Here is a 17,174-nt window from a genome sequence, read left to right as displayed (position 1 = left end):
GTGCCGTTGCCGGCGATGGTCACGCAGTCGCGGCGGACCGGGATCCGGTGGTCGCCAGACTATCGGAGGCGCTGGCGGCTGCCGAGCGCGATCCTTCGGAGTTCTCCGCGCTTTATGCAGACGCAGTGCGTCTTGTCACGGTGGTGCGGCGCCTCAGCATCGAGGGGGCGGCCGGCGTCGCCCGGGAGCAGTCGCCGGCGGCCGGCGCGGCGCTGCCGAAATGGCGCCTCAAACTGGTCCACGACTATGTCACGACGCATCTCGGGGAAAAGGTGACACTCGCCGACATGGCGGCGTCGGCGCGGTTGAGCCGGATGCATTTTGCGGCACTGTTTCTGCGGGCAACCGGGATGCGGCCCCATCAATATCTGCTGCGGCGACGCATCGAGGTGGCGAAGCAGTTGTTGCTGGAGACTGACCTGCCGATCATTCAGGTCGCGCTTCAGGTCGGGTTTCAGACCCAGGCACACTTCACCACCGTGTTCAAGAAACTCACCGGCGGGACTCCCGCCAAATGGCGCGAAACCCTGACACCGCAGACGACGCATCAAGACGGCTTGGTCGGCACCGCCGAACCCTCCTGGACTTCGGCCCAGTAAGAGGGCGTGGGGTGGTAGCCCACCGGAAGAATCCGACGTGAGAGCTGGCGATTAGAGCTGTGTTGTCTGTCGCTACGCCTCGGCCTGCTGGATTGAGCAGGCGAGCGCTGTACGAAGGCCAGATTCGCTCGAGTCATAATCCGGGAGCGCCGGTGTCGATCGGCGCTCCCGGATGGCCTGGTCGATAAGTCAGCGTGCGGCTTTGGTCTTGCCGAACAGGAAGCGTGGATTGACGGTGCATTCGCCGCCGACATCCGATGCGCTGGCGCGGCACTGGGCGAGCGTCCGATACTCGCATTCCAGGCTGTCCGCAGTCCCGTAGTCGACGCACCATTTGTACGACGCCGCCGAGGCCGCGCTTGCGGTCATCATGCTGGCACCAACGACCGACAACATCAAAAGCTTCTTCATCTTTCCATCCTCGCTGACCGGCAATTAGTTGCCGTACCGAACCATTTGCGTGGAAGATCGAAGCGTTCATTTCCAATTATTACGACGGTATTCAAATTCGAACGGCGGGCTACGCAAGCCATGGTTTGTGAGATAGCGGATAGATTGTATCAAGCGAATTCAACGTCGCCTCCGGCGAGGAGGGCAGCGTCAAACCATCGTATGATGGAGGTCTTTGGCGACGGGATCCATGTGGACCCAATCCGATTCAAGGTAATGGCTCCACATGAGTTTGTCCTACGACAGTGGTCGCGGCGATCGCTCGTTCTTGTATGAACTTGGGCGGCTGGCCGTGCGGCGCCTCGGCGTGTTGGCGCCGCGCTTGCTGTTCGGTTTGCGCCTGTCGGCCTCCGTCTGCCTCGCATTGTTCATCACCTACTATCTCGAGCTGCAGAATGCGTTCTGGGCCGCGACCACGGCCGCAATCGTTTGCCAGCCGAATCTCGGCGCATCGATCCAGAAGGGGCGTTTCCGTGCACTCGGCTCGACGATCGGCGCGCTGGTCCTCGTCTCGCTGCTTGCGCTGTTTCCTCAGCAGCGGGGACCGCTGTTCCTGCTGCTGGCTCTGTTCTGTGGCCTTTGTGCAGTCGCCGCGACGCTGCTGCGCAATTTGGCGGCCTATGCGGCGGCGCTGGCCGGCATCACCAGCACGATCATCTTCGCCGATACGGTGGCGGACCCATCGTCGGCTGCGTTCCTGGCGATCGTTCGAGTCGGAGAGATCTGCATCGGCATCTGTGCCGCCTGCCTGGTCGCCATGCTCAGCGATATGGGGGCGGCCCGCCGGCAGCTCGCCGCACTGATCGCCAGGATTTCGGCAACGCTGCTCGCCGGCTTTTCGGCTGACATTGCGTCGGGCCAGGATGCGCGCGCGAGCCGGGACACGCGTGTTTCGCTCACGCGGGAGCTCGGCCCGCTGAATCTCGCGATCGACGCCGCACTGGGCGAGCAATCTGCGATTTTCGCCGATCGGACTCGGTTGCGCCGAATTTCATTCCAGTTGCTCGACGCACTGACGAGCTGGCGCAACGCGGCGCGAATCGATGATCGCCTCGGCAGGAGTTCGACCACCGTACAAGCTGAGCTCCGGGACGCGCTCGCATCCATCGATGTGGCTCAGTTGCAGAGTGATCCGGCCGAGTTCCGCAGAACATGCCTGACAACGCTCGGTCGCATCGACACCATTCGCAGCCTCGGTGCCGTCGGCGCGCCACTCATGAACGCGGCGCACGACATCGTGCAAAGTCTGCTGGCGGCAGCCGAGGGCGTTTTGACAAAAGGGCCTTCGAGCATCGGAGGCTTCAGGGGCATGCCCCGGCCCGCTATCGTCGCTGATCCGCTGCCGGCCCTGGTGAACGGGGTTCGGACGGCCGCGGCCGTTCTGTTTATCATCTGGTTCTGGATGGCGACGGCCTGGCCGTCCGGACCGCTCGCGATCGTTTTCACCGCGGTGGCGACCCTGATCTTCGCGTCTTTCGGGGATCAGGCGCGTGAGCTCGCCCGGGACTACACGATCGGTGTTGCATTGATGGCCGGAATTGGTGGCGTCCTGTATTTCGGCGTGCTGCCCGCGTTCTCCAGTTTTGCTGCGCTGATCGGCGTGTTGTCGGTGCTTTTCGTCGGGCTCGGCGCGATGCAGGCCGGATCGTGGCATAGCGTCGTATTTCTGGCGATGACGATCTCGTCTCTGCCTTTGCTGGGCGTGGGAAATCCGATCGTTTACGACGCCTCCGCTTACTTCAATCTTGCGCTAGCGATCGTATCCGGAAGCGCCGTCGGGGCGCTGTTCTTCGTCGCCATGCCGGTGGTGCCGCCGGCGCTTCGCGTGCAGCGCTTGATTGCCCTGTCGGTGCGCGACCTTCGTCGGCTGATGGCGGATCGGTGGAAGCCCGAGCAAGATCGTTGGACGGCGCTGATGGCGCGCCGGTTGGAGGTGCTGCCGCCTCAGGCCACGGCAGAAGACACGGCTGATCTGCTGGCGCTCTATGCCGTCGGTCGGGCGGCGCTTCGTCTTGCCCATGCGGATTCAAGCCAATACGAGCAATACCTGCTGCCGGCCGCGCTGGTAGCGCTCGCCGATGGCCGTTCGGCGGACGCGCGTGAGATGTTGCTGGCATGGCGTCGTGACAACCTCGATCAGGATCTGCCGGTCGATGATCAGGATCGGCGACGCTGGATTGCCTGCCAGTCTCATGTCGCCGTCATCATCGATGCGATCGAGCATCATTCGGCCTTGCTGACGGCCCCGTTGCCAGGCTGGCGGCTCTTCATCACGGCATTCAGGTGAGGCGGTGCACGGCATGTATCGGGAGATCGATATCTTCGGCGTCTATGTCGCGCCTTTTGTGGTGATGATGGTGATCGCGTGGGCCGTCACCATCCCGCTCGGCCTGTTAGGAGCGTGGCTCCGGCTTGAAGAGCGGGTCTGGCACCCGGGTCTGTTCAATCTCTCGGTCTACCTGATCGCCCTTTCGACCATTGTGATCATCTCAGGAGTGTATCAATGACTGCGGTCGAAGCGCCGGACATGCGCCGGATGCCGCTGAGAAAAGTGCTGTCGGTGCTGGTGACGCTCGGCGCGGTCGCAGTGGCCGCCTATATGGGCTGGCTGATGTGGCAGGCCTATATGGCGGCGCCGTGGACACGCGATGGAACGGTCCGCGCCTACGTGATCACCGTGACGTCCCAGGTCTCGGGGCGCATCGCCGAGCTCGGTGTCAAAGCGTCTCAATATGTTCGCAAGGGCGATCCGCTGATGAAGATCGATCCGGCCGATTTCGAAATCGCGCTCGCGAGCGCCGAGGCAGCTGTGGCCAGCGCGAAGGCGGATCTCGCAAACAAACAAGCCGAAGCGGCGCGCCGTGCACGCCTAACCTCTCTGGCTGTTTCGGTCGAGGAGCAGCAGATTTATAACGCGGCCGCCGACATGGCGGCTGCCGCCTATCGTCAGGCGCTAAGCAATCGCGACCAGGCACGGCTGGCACTCAGCCGCACGCAGATTGTCTCTCCGGTGAACGGCTACATTACCAATCTGGTCACGCAGGCCGGAGACTACGCGACGAGCGGGCAACGGGCCTTGTCGATCGTCGATGCCGACAGCTTCTGGGTCGACGCATATTTCGAGGAGACGCTGCTCCGCAGCCTCCATATCGGCGATCAGGCGCGCGTTGCATTGATGGCCTACCCTCGAACGCTGGAAGGAACCGTCGTCGGGATCGAGCGAGGCATCGCGGTGCCCAACGCGGAGTCCGACCCATCCGGACTTGCCACGGTGAATCCGGTGTTTACCTGGGTCCGGCTGGCGCAGCGCGTCCCCGTCCGGATCGGGCTGAAGAACGTTCCGTCATCGATCGTGCTGGCGGCCGGGCTCACCGCGACGGTGTCGATCGTACCCAACAGCGCGCCGGCAGGCGCCAAGCCAGTCCTCCCGGCTGCGACGGAGTAGTATCGTCACCTCCGTTGTCGATCCGTCGAGATGGCACTTCGATCAGGCGCCGCGACCAAGATATCGTCAGACCGTAAGGACGTTGCCGCCGCCGGGAGACTGCGATTTCCGAGCGTCGTCCCATTTGTAGCCACGTCACACTCGCTCTCAAGCTCCTCGGCTATACACGAGCTCGGCGATCTGGACGAGCATGTTTCAGTCCAAGCATATCAATCCTGGCAAAAACGTCGTCCATCCGTGCAAAGACTGAGCCAACCGGTTGATGTAGGCCTGAAGAAGGTCAACAGCAGCCGTGAGATCGGATCTTGGGCACGTCGCGGACGACATGTCATGGCAAAGACGCCACGAGGTGCAGCTCCGCAGAGCCGAGGCCTTACGAAGCTATCGACAGCCGGTGGTGGTCGGGACTCACCTTTTCCTCGAAGGGGTCTGTCGATGGCCTCGATACGCATCTCGCGGAAGAGAAGAGCGGACAAAGGTGGCACGTTCGCAGCGCTGCCGTGGGGACGTCTGCGGGCAGGCGCCTAGAACGTGAAGCGACGATCGCGGCGCGGTTGGGCGTCGACGTGGCGATACTGCCGGCCTATGTGGGCAACGGCGACAAGGTCGTGCTGGTCTATGCTGGATCGGCGCGCCGCAGTGTTGCGACAATGGCAATCGGCGAGGTCGCCTTCGATCGCTTTCTCGACCTTGCGCAGTCCGCCGCCGGTGCACTGGCCCAGGTGCATGGATCTGAGGTTGTTCATGGCGCTCTCGACCCCGCCAAGGTGATCGTCGATGAGCATGGCCGAGTCCGCTTTGGCGAGTTCGGCAGAGCGCGGGTGGGGGACGAGAGGCTGTCGTCCGATCTCTCGATGCTTCCGGAAACACAGCTCAGATACGCGGCGCCCGAACAGGCGAGGCGTGATCGCCCGGTTCTCGACACGCGAAGCGACCTTTATGCGCTCGGCGCGATTCTCTACGAATTGCTGGTCGGGCGCCCGCCGCTGCTCGCCGGAAGTATCGCTGAGTGGCTTCACGCTCATGTGGCGATCGATGTCCCGCCGCCGAGCCATGTTCGAGCGGACGTTCCGGCCGAGGTCGACGAGCTTCTGCTCAAACTGCTGGCCAAGGATCCTGCTCAGCGATACCAAACGGCTGGCGAGCTGCAGGCCGATATCAAGCGGATCGCGGTCTCTCTGGCTGCTACGGCGCAGAAGGATACTCGGTCCGATCCGTCAGGGACGCTTGCTGTTCGGGCACGTCTCGCGGAGTCGTTCTTCGGCCGTGGCGCCGAGCTCGACAGCCTTTTCGCCTCGCTCGACAACGTAGGGCGATCCGGCAGAGCCGAAGTGGTGCTGTTGTCCGGCGCACCCGGGGCGGGCAAATCCGCCCTCGTTCGCCATCTGCTGAAGCGCGTCGGCCGCGATCAAGCGATCCGCGCTGTTGGCAAAGGCGATCCGCTACGCAAAGCGATCCCTTACGCGCCGATCGTCCAGGCGCTACGATCCGCTATTACGAACCTGGATACGAGCCATCTGGACGTTCGGGAAGCTGCCCTGAGCCGACTTGGCGAGGTGCCGGGCTGCGGATCGCTGCTGGCCGATCTGCTCCCTGAGGTCGAGCTGCCCGCAGGGAGAGGCCATCCGCTCCCCGAGGTTCCTGCTCATCTCGCCCAGGTTCGTACTACGCGGATCCTGCGCGAGACGTTCGCGGCGATCGCCTCGGCGCAAACACCGCTCATCCTGTTTCTGGATGATCTGCAGTGGTTTGACGGAGCAAGCCTCGACGTGGCGAGAGCGCTGCTCGATGCGCGGTCCTCGCACATCCTGCTGATTTGCAGTCACCGCAGCGAAGAAACCGGGGAGGCGCCTTGGAGCTCGCTGTCGGACGAAGCACGCGCGTCCGGCATTGCCTACACCGAGATGCGGATCGCGCCCTTGTCTTCCGCCGATACGGCCCAACTGATCGCCTTTGCGCTGGACCATCCGGTCGATCAGGTCGCAGAGCTTTCCGCGATCGTTCACCGCGAAACAAAGGGCAATCCGTTCTACATCGCTCAGCTCGTGCAGAAGTTCACTGACGAGCGGATCGTCTCGTTCGATCTGCTTCAGCGGAAGTGGGTCTGGGATCGGGCGTATCTTCTTCAAGGCATCTCGGTCATCGAGTTCATGGTGCGCCGCCTCGAAGCACTGTCGCTGCGCCAGCGCGAGCTGCTGCGTCACCTCGCATGCCTGAGCCGTCGAGGCTCGATCGACGTTCTGTCAGGATTGACTGCGACCTCCCCGGACGAAGCGAACCGACTGGTCGACGATCTGGTACGGGCCAATCTGCTCGTCCGTGACGGTGAGCATCTTGCATTCTCGCACGACCGGATTCGCGAAGCGGCCTATTCGCTGACGCCGGAACAACGCCGGCTGAGCGAGCATCTGCGGATTGCGCGCTACTTGCTCGCGGCTGAAGACAACGACGATCCGGATCTGAAGCTCGATATCGCGACGCAGATCAAACGTGCGGACACCACCCGGCTGAACGACAGCGAGCGTGTGACCTTCGCGCGTATCCTTTTGTCAGCGGCCCGAAGCTCGCGTTCCACCGGCGCTGTCGAGCAGGCGTTGCAGTTTCTCGACGCAGCGCGCGACATGCGACCGCCCAGCGGTTCGCCGGGGACGGCGTTTCCAATCTTCTCAATCGAGTGGCTTCGTGGCGACTGTCTTCTTGCCCTCGGGAGTGTCGAAGAGGCGCTTCGTTCGCTCGACAGCTTGCTGGAAATTGCCGCCACGCCCCTCGAGATCGCCGACACCTATCGGCTGCGTGCATTGGCACTGATCATCAGGTCCGACTACGTCCCGGCGATCGAGGCCGGGTTGCTCGGCCTGTCGTCGATCGGAATCGAGATCGAGCGTCTTCCTGATCCGAGAGAGCTGGAACGGCTTTATGATGCGTGCTGCACCCGGCTGGAGAAGTTGACGCCCGATGGGCTGCTCGCTCTGCCCGACGCATCGGATGAGATTGCGCGCGCAGCTCTGCCACTGCTGTCCACGCTGATCTCATCGTCCTTCGTACCGGGCGAACTTCGCTTCCTTCACGTTCTCAAAATCGTTCAGTTCACCTTGGATTTCGGCTTGATGCCGGAGTCTGCATATGGACTGGCCTGGTTCGGCGTGTATGGCGCGCATCATTTTGCGGCCTATGAGAAGGGCGTGCTGTGGGCGGAAGTCGCTTGCCGAATGGTGGAGCGCAAGGGCTATGAGGCTCAGCGAACGGCTGCCCTGCTCGCGCTCGATCAGGTCAGCGTCTGGACCAGGCCGATGCGCTTTGCGCTCGAGCAGGCCCGCGAAGGCGCCCGCGTCGCGCAAGCAGCGGGTGACCAGGGCATGGCGTGCTATGCCCACAATCATATCGCCTCGGATCTTCTCGTGCTTGGCGAGCCGCTCGAATCCGTCCGGGTGGAGATCGCGGAGGGAATAAGGCGTACCGTCGAGGTCGGGTACAAGGATATCGAGCTTATCCTCGACGCCCAGATGGGCCTCGTCACAGCGCTGCTGAGCGGCGAAAACGATCGGAATCAAGTCCCTGACCACGAGTCCGTCGCTTCGGTCATCACCCGGTTTTGGATGCATCATTACGCCGGCATCACGGCGTTCCTGTTCAACAGGGATTTGGAGGCGCTCCATCATCTGGAGCAGGCGATGGAGCTGTCCTGGTCCGCGCCGGCGCACATCGATACGGCGCAGTGCAACTTCTTCTTTGCACTGGCGTCGTGTCGTTCCATCCTGGGAGGTCGCCCAGTCGGTGACAAGATTGCGCGCCTCGATGCGGTGCTAACGCGGTTCGCCCAATGGGCGCGTCTCAATCCGGCTACGTTCGAGAGCAAGTACCTGTTGCTCGAAGCCGAGGTGGCAAGGCTGAGTGGTGATGAGTCTGCCGCGCAGAAATTCTACGAGCGGGCGGCTCGCGTCGCAGAACGAACGGGCTTCGTTCACGACCAGGCGCTCGCTCACGAGCTCGCAGGATATTACTACCTGGAGGTCGGGCTGGTCGCCCCCGCGCAAGGTTGCCTGGCCGCAGCCGGCGCCTGCTATCGGCAGTGGGGAGCAGCCGGAAAGGCAACCCACCTGGCCCTTCGCTTTCCGCGGGGGAGCGACCTCGCCAGTCCGGCGGAGAACGAGAGCGGCCAGCGTGAACTTGATCTGGCGACCCTGACGGCGGCCGCTCAAACGCTTGCCGAAGAGGTGGGCCTCGACCAGGTGCTTCGAACTTTGATGCGCAGCATGATCGTTCATGCGGGCGCGCAATTCGGCCTGTTTCTGCTGGTCGAGAACGATATCGCCGCGATCGAGGCAGCGGCACGGGTGGAGAGGCAGGAAATCCGGGTCGAGCTCTACAACGCCGTTCCGACCGACGATGATCTTCCGATGTCCCTGCTGAAAGCGGTGATGCGGACCAGGAAGGCAGTCACCTTCGCGGACGTGTCGGCAGACGCGCCACAACTCGACGCCATCGGACCGCGGCGGCGAGGCGTCCGCTCGCTGGCCTGCATTCCCTTCATCAAGCGCGGTGACCTCGTCGGGGTGCTGTATCTGGAGAATTCCCTGTCCGCCAACGTCTTCACGGCCGGTCGGACGGCGATGCTCGAAGTTCTGGCCGCGCAGGCGGCGATCTCGCTCGATGCGGCGCGGCTGTATCGCAACCTGATCGACGAGAACAGGCGTCGTGCCGAGGCCGAGTTTCAATTGCGTGAGGCTCGGGCCGAACTCGGTCGAACCTCGCAGATGACGGCGCTGGGCAGCTTCGCTGCATCGATCGTTCATGAGATCAATCAGCCGATTGCCAGCATTCTAACGCAAACCGAGGCTGCCTTGCGGTGGCTCAATCGGGAGCAGCCGGATCTGATGGAGGCCACCCAAGGCCTGCTGAGGATCAGAAATTCAGGACGTCGCACCGCCGATATCGTGAAATCGCTACGGGCGCTCGGCAAGCAAGCGCCAGCGACGTTCGCGGCTCTTCCTTTGGAAGAGGTGGTGGAGGAAGTACTGCGGCTCATCGCGGAAGATCTGGACGTCGGTCACGTGAGGATCGCCGTCGAGCTATCGAATCGACGGCGCAACATCCTGGCTGATCGGATCCAGCTTCAGCAGGTCATCTTCAATCTCGTCACCAACGCCATTCACGCAATGGCTGATACCGAACGGGCCGCACGTCGGATTTCGCTCAAGACGATCGATGCCGACGATGGGCTGGTTCGGCTGACGATCGAGGACAACGGCTGCGGAATGGCTGAGGACGTTCGAACCAAAATTTTCGAGCCTTTCTTCACTACCAAGAAAAACGGGATGGGCGTGGGCCTAGCCATCTGCCGCTCGATTGTGGAGCTGCATCGAGGCACGATCAACGTTCGCTCGGTGGTCGGGCAGGGGAGTATATTCGAGATCGCTCTGCCGGCTTTGGACCAGCTGGCTGGACCACAGGCTGACCTCGCAAGCGATTCTCAATCTTGAATAGAGACTTACTCTATCCCGGCCGATAGTCCGTCGCGCCGCCAGCCCGTTATCATATCTAGGTATAATTGGGACGCTCCGGTAAGGGCCCCAACTCCTCCGGGGTGCCGCGTGGATGACATGCAGCGCTTCCAGCGGCGGGGTCGATCGAGCCTTGCCACAGTAAGGGTGCGGAGCGACATCGATGACGACCCAGACGGATATTCCGACACTGCACGATCTGCCGATCGGCCTCGCTGCTGAAGGGAAACGCCGTGAGTTCGACAGCATGGGCCACGTCGACGTTCCCGCTGATCGCTATTGGGGTGCGCAAACGCAGCGCTCGTTGCAGCATTTCTCGATCGGCGGCGATCGGATGCCGAAGGCCGTGTACCACGCTTATGGCTATGTCAAGAAAGCCTGTGCACTGGTGAACCATGCGGCGGGCCGACTGCCGGCGTGGAAGACTGACGCCATCGTCCGCGCCGCCGACGAGACGATCTCCGGAGCACTCGACGATCACTACCCGCTGTTCGTGTGGCAGACCGGCTCCGGCACGCAGAGCAATATGAACGTCAATGAAGTTATTTCCAACCGCGCCATTCAGTTGGTCGGGGGTACGCTCGGCACCCAGCAGCCGGTTGGGCCGAACGACGACGTCAATATGGGGCAATCGTCCAACGACACCTTCCCGACCGCGATGCACATCGCGGCCGTGGCGGCGATCGACGATCAGGTCGTGCCGCAGCTCTGCAAGCTGATCGAGGTGATCGAACGCAAAGCCGACGGCTGGATGGATGTGGTCAAGATCGGCCGCACCCATCTCGAAGACGCCGTGCCGCTTACGGTTGGTCAGGAATGGCACGGCTGGGCTGGACAGCTCCGCGACGCTCGCAATGCGATCGAGGCGAGCCGCGCCGGTCTGTATCAGCTCGCCGTCGGCGGCACTGCGGTCGGCACCGGCCTCAACGCGCCGAAGGGCTTTGCTGCGGACGTCGCCGCCAAGATCGCCGAACTTACCGGCAAGCCGTTCGTCACCGCGCCGAACAAATTCGCCGCGCAGGGCTCGCTCGACGCGATGGTCCGCGCCCACGGCGCGCTGCGCGATCTCGCGGTGGCGCTGATGAAGATCGCCAACGATATGCGCTGGCTTGCCTCCGGCCCGCGCTGCGGCTTCGCCGAGCTGCTGCTGCCGAGCAACGAGCCCGGCTCGTCGATCATGCCCGGCAAGGTCAACCCGACGCAGTGCGAGGCGATGGTGATGATCTGCATCCAGGTGATGGGCAACGACAGTGCCGTCGCCTTCGCAGGCAGTCAGGGCAATTTCGAATTGAATGCGATGCGGCCGGTGATCATCAACAACTTCCTGCATTCGGCGCGCATTCTTGCCGACGGCTGCGAGAAATTTCGCACCTATTCGGTCGACGGTACCGAGCTCAATCGCGATCGCATCGCCCAATATGTCGAAGGCAGCGTGATGCTGGTCACGGCGCTGTCGCCGGTGATCGGCTATCAGAACGCCGCGCATATCGCCGAGGATGCGATCGCCAAAAATCTCACCCTGAAGCAGGCCGCGTTGGCGTCCGGTAAGGTCGACGAGGCGACGTTCGATCGCATCGTCCGGCCGATCGACATGGTCGGCAGCGGCCTCGCAGGCGCCTGATGCTGCGCGAGCCGATCCCGCCGCAGCAGGCCGCGCATGTCTCGCTGCGGCTCGGCCGGCTGATGCTGGCCAACGGCGCCGACACTGCCCATGTGGTGAGCGCCGTCACTGGCTTCGCCGAGCGGCTCGGCTTCCGCGTCCGTCTGTTCGTCGGTCTCGAAGGGCTGATGCTGACGCTGGAAGACGATGAGGGATTTCGCAGCCGGCTCGGCCCCGCGATCGCCGGCAGCGCGGTGAATATGGGCGCCTTGAGCAGGCTCGGTGAACTGCGCAGCCGTGACATGACGGATCGAGATGACCTCGCCGCGCTCGATCAAGCGTTCGACCAGATCGAGCGCGGTGGGGATCATTATCCGCGTTGGCTGGTGGCGCTGGGCATGGGCGTCACCGCCGCGTCGCTGGCGCGGCTGTTCGGCGCCGCATGGCCGGTGGTCGGCGTCTCGGTACTGGTCGGGATCGTCACGCAGGAACTGCGGCAATATCTGTCGGCTGCCGCGGTCAATCCCGTTGCCGGCGCCGCGCTCGCCGCATGTGGTGGCGCTCTGGTCGGGCTGCTGGCGATGCGGGCTATTCCCGGCGTATCGCCGACACTGTGCCTCGTGGCTGCCGGAATGATCCTGGTCCCTGGCGTGCCGCTGCTCAACGGCGTGCGCGATACCCTCGGCAGCCATGTCGGGACCGGCCTGGGCCGGCTGATGCTCGCAGGCGTCACGGTGCTGGCCATCACCGTCGGGCTGTTTGTGGCGGCGAGCCTGATGGGCGACTCACTGCCGGTGAGCGGCAATCCGCCGCTGCTTGCCACTACCGAAGACCTGCTGTTCTCGGCGCTGGCCGGCGCCGGCTACGCGCTGCTGTTCAACGTGCCGGCGCGCGCCGCCTGGGTCTGTATGATCTGCAGCGTGGCCGGCCATGGCCTGCGCACCGGGCTGGAGCATCTCGGCGTCGAACTGAGCCTCGCCTGCCTGATCGGCGCCTTCGCCGCCGCGCTGACCGGGCGACTCTTCGCGGCTCACTTTCGCGTCCCGGCCGTGACCTTTGCTTTTCCCGGCATCGTCGCGATGATCCCCGGCTCCTATGCTTTTCGCGCTGGCGTCGGCGGACTTGCTATCATGCAAGCGGGTGGCGGCGCGGCGCCCGAACTGATCGCCGAAACGCTCGGCCTGATCGTCACCGTGATGGTGGTGACGGCTGCGCTGGGTGTCGGCCTGTGCCTGGCGCTGGCCGCACCGTTGCCGGCCGCTCTGGCCGACCCGACTATCAAGAGGGAGTGACCCGATGATACGCTGCGTGAGAATGTGGACCGGTGAGGATGGCAATTCGCTGTTCGAGGAAGGCTGGATCGATCTGACCGAAGGCGCGCGCGGCGACGCTGTGGGCAAGCCGGTGCCAGCCATAGAAGTCTCGTTTCAGGAGACGAAGTCGGGCGGCTCGTTCGAGTGGCACCAGGACCCGGTGCCGCGCTACGTCATCACGCTGTCGGGCACGCTCGAATTCGAGACCAAGTCCGGCGCGACCTTCACGATCCGCCCCGGCGATATCCTGCTGGCGCAGGACAACAGCGGCTCCGGCCACAAATGGCGGCTGATTGGCGACGAGCCGTGGCGCCGTGCCTATGTGGTCTATCGTGAGGGCTCAGAATTGCAATTCGTCGCCGCCGGCAAGGAGTAATCGCATGGGCCAGATCCCCGAGACCTCCGACATCGTGCTGATCGGCGCCGGCATCATGAGCGCGACGCTCGGCACCGTGCTGAACGAGCTCGAGCCGTCGCTGAGCGTGACGATGTTCGAGACGTTGCATGATTGCGGCCAGGAAAGTTCGCAGGCGTGGAACAACGCCGGTACCGGCCATGCGGCCAACTGCGAACTCAACTACACGCCGCAGCGGCCGGACGGCAGCGTCGACATCTCCAAGGCGCTCGAGGTCAATACCGAGTTCGATATCTCGCGCCAGCTCTGGGCGCATCTGGTCGGCAAGGGTGCGATCCCGGATCCGCGCGCGTTCCTGCATCCATGCCCGCATATGAGCTTCGTCTGGGGCGACGACAACGTCGCCTTCCTGCGCCAGCGCCACCGCGAGATGGCGGCGCATCATTGCTATCACGGCATGGAGTTCAGCGAGGATCCGGCGCAGATCGCCGCCTGGGCTCCGCTGATCATCGAGGGCCGCGACAAGGGACAGCCGATCGCTGCGACGCGGATCATCAGCGGTGCCGACGTCGATTACGGCGCGCTGACGCATCTTCTGGTCAAACAGCTGCAGGCGCAGGCGGGCTTCTCGGTGCACTATAAGCACCGCGTCGTCGCGCTGGATCGCAGTGATGATGGGCGCTGGCTCGTGACGGTCGAGAACGTTTCGACTACCGAGCGGACCACGACGTCCGCGCGCTTCGTGTTCGCCGGCGCCGGCGGCGGCGCCCTCGACATTCTTCAGAAGTCCGGCATCCCTGAAGGCAACGGCTATGCGGGTTTTCCCGTGAGCGGCATCTGGTTGCGTTGTGATGTCGATGACATCAGCGCGCGGCATCACGCCAAGGTCTACGGCAAGGCCGCGCACGGCTCGCCGCCAATGTCGGTGCCGCATCTCGACACCCGCATCATCGGGGGAAAGCGCTCGCTGCTGTTCGGACCCTATGCGGGCTTCTCCAGCAAATTCCTGAAGCACGGCTCCTACGCCGATCTGTTCCACTCCATCGAGCCCGGCAACATTCTGCCGGTGCTGGCGGTGGCGCGCGACGATTGGCAACTCAGCGAGTATCTGATTGGTCAGGTGCTGCAGACATCCGAGCATCAGTTCGCCGCGCTGCAGGGCTTCTTCCCGCGGGCGCAGCGCGAGGACTGGCAGCGCGCCGTCGCCGGCCAGCGCGTACAGATCATCAAGCCGGATCCGCAGCACACCGGCGCGCTTGAATTCGGCACCGAACTCGTCGCCAGCGCCGATAAATCGTTCGTGGCGCTGCTCGGCGCTTCGCCCGGCGCCTCGACCGCGGCGTTCATCGCCATGGAGGTGCTGCAAAAGTGCTTCGACGACAGGCTGACGCCGGACGGCTGGCTCGGCCGGCTGAAGCAGATGATCCCAACCTACGGCATCGACCTGAAACAGGACGCAGCCGCCTGCCGAGACAGCCGCGCCAAGACCGCCAAGGTCCTGCAGCTCGACTTCGTCTGATCAAATCCGTGGTGTGATGTGCGCGGGGCAGAGATGCCCCGGGCTCAATGCCCGTCCGGCAAGCGTGGTCGGAGGTGCAGCGTGTCGACGCTTGCTACCAAGCCTTCATCGGGGCGTGAGGCCACCGAGTGACCTTTGCCTCTGCCACTCGTGGCGCAGGATCGCAAACTGCATCGTGTTCTCGTAAATCGGATCGCCGTTCTGGTCGGTTGTGAACGAGATGAATTCCTTGAAGAGTCCCTCCTGCCGCATGCCCAATCTCTCGCAGAGCCGCTGCGACGCGATGTTGTGGTCTTCCACATAGGCATAGAGGCGGCGCGCTTTGCGCGCGACGAACAGATGATCGAACAAGGCGCGGGCGGCCTCCAGAGCAAAGCCTTGGCCAGAAAATGCGCCGTTGAAATTCCAGCCGACCGAGATCGTGTCATCTTCCGGCATGGCGAACAGGTCGCCGATGAGCTGGTCGGTCGTTTTCAGACAAACCGCAATGTGCTCATCGCTCCGGCTGCGCGTAATGGCCTCCGTCTCGGCCGCGGCCAGATCATTGAGCTTCGATGACAGGAAGCAGCTCGCCCGTGGGGCGTGCAGATAGGCGAACAGATCGGCTCCGTCGCTCGCCCGGAAATTCCGCAACACGAGGCGGGCCGTCTCGATAACATCCATGAAGTCTGACTTTCCCAAGCTTCAGCCGATCTGAAACGCGTTGCGGCGGGGCGCTTGTTGGCGTCCCAGGCCAGCGCTTTTAAGGCGAGACTGGCTCGTTACGACCGCACGTAGGGCAACGATCCCGTGCAGCGGAAATCTGCCGTGCCATTGCGCCGCAGCACGGGCACTTCGGATGCTCGCGTCGGGATGGCGATGGCGGCTTGTCGGTTGACAAGGAATTTCGAGAACCGCAAGACGCTCGGAGCGAAATGACGACTTGCCACGTGAAGCAAGGTGCGTTCGTACAGATCGATCGAGGAGCAAGGCGGCATGAAGACCACCGAACCGATTGCAGGCTACGACATTCCGGCCGTGGAGGCCTGGATTCGCGGTCATGTCCCTGCGTTGAAACCACCTTTGGTTTGGACGCGGCTGCAGGGCGGTCACTCCAACCTGACGTTCCTGATCGAAGACGCGCGTGGCCAGAAGGCGGTGATCCGCAGGCCTCCGCTCGGCGAACTGTTGCCCAAGGCGCATGACATGCAGCGCGAATGGTCGCTGATCAGTGCACTGGGTCCGACGCCGGTGCCTGTGCCGGCCGCGCTCGGCTTCTGCGACGACACGGCAGTGACCGGGGCCCGGTTCTACATCATGGGCCACGTCAACGGCCATCCGCTCTACACTGCTGACGACACCCGGCGCCTGGTGCCGGAGGCAAAGCGCGAACAGCTCGCGCATTCGTTCATCGACGTGCTGGCCGATCTGCACGCGGTCGATCCCGACGCGGTCGGCCTCGGCGATCTCGGCAAGAAGGACAGCTACGTCGGCCGGCAACTGAAGACCTGGTACCAGTCCTGGATGGCGTCGATCGAGCCGGCGAAATTCGATGATCCGCGTGCGCATTCGATGCGGGAATTCCTGCTGGAGCAGTTGCCGGAGCAGGGCCCGGCCCGGATCGTTCACGGCGATTACGGCCTTCACAACACGCTCACCGGCCCGGACCACACCATCGTGGCGGTGGTCGATTGGGAGATCTCGACGCTCGGCGATCCCCTGGCGGATCTCGCTTACGCCATCAACCAGTTTCCAGATCCCAGCGACCGTGATCGCAAATGGGGCGATGCGCCGACGGTGCCGCCGGGCTTTCCGTCTCGCACCATGCTGGCAAATCGTTACGCCGCACGCACCGGCCGGGATCTCTCGAAGCTCGATTACTACATCGGCTTCAACCGCTGGAAGAGTGCAGCGATCATCCACGGCGTCTACGCCCGCTACATGGCGGGTCAAAAGAGCGCAGAGGGCGTTGATCTTGACAGTTTGCGACGCCGGATCAGCGAGCAGCTCGATCTCGCAGAGCAGGCGATAGGCCGACTGAAGTAAAACCCTGCTCCCGCGCGCAGCGGCAGAAGAGCAGGAGCCGTCTTACCCATGCGACGGCCGGCCGTTGAGCGCCGGCCGGCATTATCGAACAAAGCTCAACTCAAGGGAGAAACTGCATGAAATTCGATTCCTCGGTCGCCGCCGTCGTCACCGGCGGTGCGTCCGGCCTCGGTGCTGCCACGGCCCGTGCGCTTGCCGCGCACGGCGTCAAGGTGGCGATCTTCGACTTCAATGAAGAGAAGGGCGAAGCCATCGCCAAGGAGATCGGTGGTGTGTTCTGCAAGGTCGACGTGACCTCGGACGAGCAGGTCGACGCCGGCTTCGCCAAGGCCCGCGCGGCGCACAAGCAGGACCGCATTCTGGTCAA

13 protein-coding genes are annotated in these 17,174 nt (G+C 63.5%); 11 read left to right on the top strand and 2 right to left on the bottom strand.

Annotation, left to right across the window (positions count from 1 at the left end):
• Positions 1-599: helix-turn-helix transcriptional regulator (locus ACOJTD_RS02755; protein ID WP_420131412.1), on the top strand; the 599-nt coding region annotated here is incomplete at its 5' end.
• Between the two features lie 189 nt (positions 600-788).
• Here the strand turns inward: ACOJTD_RS02755 and ACOJTD_RS02750 are convergent.
• The gene (locus tag ACOJTD_RS02750; protein WP_420131411.1) at positions 789-1,010 is read right to left on the bottom strand and encodes a DUF3551 domain-containing protein; all 222 of its coding nucleotides are present in this window, start codon (positions 1,008-1,010) and stop codon (positions 789-791) included.
• A 265-nt stretch (positions 1,011-1,275) separates the two neighbouring features.
• On the opposite strand from ACOJTD_RS02750, the gene ACOJTD_RS02745 reads away from it, so the two are divergent.
• The 8 genes from ACOJTD_RS02745 to mqo all read left to right on the top strand — a co-directional run bounded on the left by ACOJTD_RS02745 (position 1,276) and on the right by mqo (position 14,782).
• A complete protein-coding gene (locus tag ACOJTD_RS02745) occupies positions 1,276-3,336 on the top strand; it encodes an FUSC family protein (RefSeq protein WP_420131410.1) in 2,061 nt (686 codons plus the stop codon).
• A 13-nt stretch (positions 3,337-3,349) separates the two neighbouring features.
• Positions 3,350-3,556 carry a DUF1656 domain-containing protein gene (locus ACOJTD_RS02740; RefSeq protein WP_420131409.1) on the top strand — a complete coding sequence of 69 codons (207 nt, stop codon included), beginning with the start codon at positions 3,350-3,352 and terminating at the stop codon, positions 3,554-3,556.
• Complete coding sequence (locus tag ACOJTD_RS02735; protein ID WP_420131408.1) at positions 3,553-4,494, top strand: efflux RND transporter periplasmic adaptor subunit; 942 nt, start codon at positions 3,553-3,555, stop codon at positions 4,492-4,494. The genes ACOJTD_RS02740 and ACOJTD_RS02735 overlap by 4 nt, the downstream gene beginning before the upstream one ends.
• A gap of 554 nt (positions 4,495-5,048) precedes the next feature.
• The gene (locus ACOJTD_RS02730) at positions 5,049-9,974 is read left to right on the top strand and encodes a trifunctional serine/threonine-protein kinase/ATP-binding protein/sensor histidine kinase (protein ID WP_420131407.1); all 4,926 of its coding nucleotides are present in this window, start codon (positions 5,049-5,051) and stop codon (positions 9,972-9,974) included.
• A 184-nt stretch (positions 9,975-10,158) separates the two neighbouring features.
• Complete coding sequence (fumC, locus tag ACOJTD_RS02725; protein ID WP_420131406.1) at positions 10,159-11,616, top strand: class II fumarate hydratase; 1,458 nt, start codon at positions 10,159-10,161, stop codon at positions 11,614-11,616.
• Positions 11,616-12,887: a threonine/serine ThrE exporter family protein gene (locus ACOJTD_RS02720; RefSeq protein WP_420131405.1), complete on the top strand. Its 1,272-nt coding sequence runs from the start codon at positions 11,616-11,618 to the stop codon at positions 12,885-12,887. The genes fumC and ACOJTD_RS02720 overlap by 1 nt, the downstream gene beginning before the upstream one ends.
• Positions 12,888-12,909: 22 nt before the next feature.
• Positions 12,910-13,284 (top strand): cupin domain-containing protein, encoded by a 375-nt coding sequence (locus ACOJTD_RS02715; RefSeq protein ID WP_420131413.1) that lies wholly within the window; start codon positions 12,910-12,912, stop codon positions 13,282-13,284.
• A 4-nt stretch (positions 13,285-13,288) separates the two neighbouring features.
• Positions 13,289-14,782: a malate dehydrogenase (quinone) gene (gene mqo / locus ACOJTD_RS02710; RefSeq protein ID WP_420131404.1), complete on the top strand. Its 1,494-nt coding sequence runs from the start codon at positions 13,289-13,291 to the stop codon at positions 14,780-14,782.
• Positions 14,783-14,887: 105 nt separating this feature from the next.
• Here the strand turns inward: mqo and ACOJTD_RS02705 are convergent, their stop codons facing one another.
• Entirely contained in the window at positions 14,888-15,445 is a 558-nt protein-coding gene (locus ACOJTD_RS02705) for a GNAT family N-acetyltransferase (RefSeq protein ID WP_420131403.1), read from the bottom strand.
• A 312-nt stretch (positions 15,446-15,757) separates the two neighbouring features.
• Here ACOJTD_RS02705 and ACOJTD_RS02700 point away from each other — a divergent pair, with 312 nt between their 5' ends.
• Entirely contained in the window at positions 15,758-16,807 is a 1,050-nt protein-coding gene (locus ACOJTD_RS02700; protein ID WP_420131402.1) for a phosphotransferase family protein, read from the top strand.
• 116 nt (positions 16,808-16,923) lie between these two features.
• On the top strand, positions 16,924-17,174 hold a 251-nt coding region (locus ACOJTD_RS02695), incomplete at its 3' end, for an SDR family NAD(P)-dependent oxidoreductase (RefSeq protein ID WP_420131401.1).

It is taken from the genome of Rhodopseudomonas sp., from assembly GCF_048594845.1.
Taxonomy (GTDB): domain Bacteria; phylum Pseudomonadota; class Alphaproteobacteria; order Rhizobiales; family Xanthobacteraceae; genus Rhodopseudomonas.
This window is presented reverse-complemented; position numbering and strand designations above follow the sequence as displayed.